Annotated in this window: 4 protein-coding genes; all 4 read left to right on the forward strand. The window is 52.6% G+C overall.

The features are described 5' to 3' along the window. Positions 1-170: 170 nt before the first annotated feature. The 4 genes from QZ106_RS09865 to QZ106_RS10695 all read left to right on the forward strand — a co-directional run bounded on the left by QZ106_RS09865 (position 171) and on the right by QZ106_RS10695 (position 1,854). Complete coding sequence (locus QZ106_RS09865) at positions 171-428, forward strand: AzlD family protein (protein WP_295976650.1); 258 nt, start codon at positions 171-173, stop codon at positions 426-428. A 127-nt stretch (positions 429-555) separates the two neighbouring features. After that, the gene (locus tag QZ106_RS09870) at positions 556-903 is read left to right on the forward strand and encodes a carboxymuconolactone decarboxylase family protein (protein WP_295976649.1); all 348 of its coding nucleotides are present in this window, start codon (positions 556-558) and stop codon (positions 901-903) included. 125 nt (positions 904-1,028) lie between these two features. Next, complete coding sequence (locus tag QZ106_RS09875; protein WP_048952635.1) at positions 1,029-1,559, forward strand: DUF302 domain-containing protein; 531 nt, start codon at positions 1,029-1,031, stop codon at positions 1,557-1,559. 100 nt (positions 1,560-1,659) lie between these two features. Continuing rightward, positions 1,660-1,854, forward strand: coding sequence for a helix-turn-helix domain-containing protein (locus tag QZ106_RS10695; protein ID WP_204371006.1), 195 nt, complete (start codon positions 1,660-1,662; stop codon positions 1,852-1,854). The last annotated feature ends 41 nt before the right edge of the window (positions 1,855-1,895 follow it).

Below are 1,895 nucleotides of genomic sequence, written 5' to 3' on the forward strand. Positions count from 1 at the left end.
AGGTAATCACTTTATCGCCAAATATCACTTTTCCGGTAAACTTTATTCGTGAGCTTGCCTCGGGATTTTGCTAACTCTGAAACCACAATAGATTGTAATGGCACAAGCGAGGACGCTTGCGCTATCAGGGGGAAAGAATGAAGGATTTGCTCTCTTGGTAGTCGTTCCTGCTGTTTGCCGGCATGCTGGCGGTAACGTATTCCACCCGCCTTATTGGTTTTTTCGCCTTGCGCAACCATACCTTAAGGCGCCGCGCACAAATCGTGATGGAAGCTGCGCCGGGTTGCGTGTTGATTTACGTCATCGCGCCTTATTTCGCGTCCAACAAACCGCACGAATTGATTGCCATTGCACTGACCGTGCTTGCCGCAAGCAGGTTTTCCATGTTGGTTACCGTGTTGATCGGCGTCGGCAGTTCTGGGCTGTAGGGGTATTTGATGCGGTAGGCGGCTTCGTTTTCGTGATACCGGTTACACTTGTTTTCAGATGACCTTTCCCTTTCAGACGACCTTATCTTGTTATAATGTCGTCTGAAATTTTTTATAAAGCAAAATCATGGCAAACCAAAGACTCATCTACGGCTTCCACGCCGTCAACGCCCGCCTGTGGCAAAACCCGAAATCGATTACCGAACTCTACGTCCAAGAAGGCAAAAACGATGCCCGCACGCGCGATGTGTTGGAGAAAGCGGCAAACGAAAACGTGCGCGAACACTTTGCCATCGCCGTCGCCATCACTACCCGTTGCGAAAGCTGCATCAGCGTACATGCCGCCGCAGCCGCCAAAGCGGGCGCGACTGAAAGCGAAATCGCCGGCGCGCTGGTAACCGCTATCGCCCTGAACGCAGGCGCAGCCTACACTTACGCCCTGCGCGCTTTGGAAGCGGTTGACGCGCAGCGTTGATTTTGTCTCAAAGGGTCGTCTGAAAACCACTCCCGTTTCAGACGACCCTTTTGCTGACGGGCATTGCTTTTTGCCGCCGAACCGTTTAGATTGATGTCTTTATTCAACCGTTTGGAGAAACAACTATGAAAAAATTACTGACTGCTGCGCTGACTGCCGCCGCACTCGTCCTTCCTGCCGCCGTATCCTATGCCGCACCCGCTGCTAAAGCCGCCAGCGCTTCACATAGCGGCGATGCCGCCCGACAAACCGATTCCCGACAAAGTTCAGCCATGAATCAAACCCATACCGCCGTCAGCAAATACAGCTTCGACGATACCGTCCGCCGTTTGGAAACCGCCGTTAAAGAAAAAGGCATGACCGTGTTCGCCGTCATCGACCACCAAGCCGCAGCGCGACAAAGTGGTTTGGACATGCAGCCCGCGAAAGTCATCGTTTTCGGCACGCCCAAAGCCGGCACGCCGCTGATGCAAAAAGACCCCGCCTTCGCCCTGCAACTGCCGTTGCGCGTCCTCGTTACCGAAGCTGACGGCGCAGTCCAAGTCGTATTCAACGATACGCGCGCGCTGGTGTCGGGCAGCAAAATAGAGTTCGCCGAAGTGGAAAACACACTCGCCAATGCGGAAAAGCTCATCCGTAAAACGGTAACGGAATAAGGTTCGCCCAAATCCGAAGGTCGTCTGAAAACCTGAGCAAACCCTGAACTGCACCCCAAAAGTTGGACATCCCCTCCAACTCACAAGGTGCAGTTTTTTTATGAGCAAATATACATTACACTTCAAATACCAAGCCGTACTCCACTACCTGCATATACGCAGCCAACAGCGTACCGCAGATCATTACGGCATCTCCCGAACCCACCTGCGACGATGGATACGCGCCTATCAAGAAGGCGGCATCGGAGCACTCGAACATCCCCACGATAGCGCGCGTTTCCTAACGCGTGCCTGAAAATCAATTTCGTTTGATTCAGATTTTTACTATTTTCATGA

The sequence above is a fragment of the uncultured Aggregatibacter sp. genome, assembly GCF_901873365.1.
Taxonomy (GTDB): domain Bacteria; phylum Pseudomonadota; class Gammaproteobacteria; order Enterobacterales; family Pasteurellaceae; genus Aggregatibacter.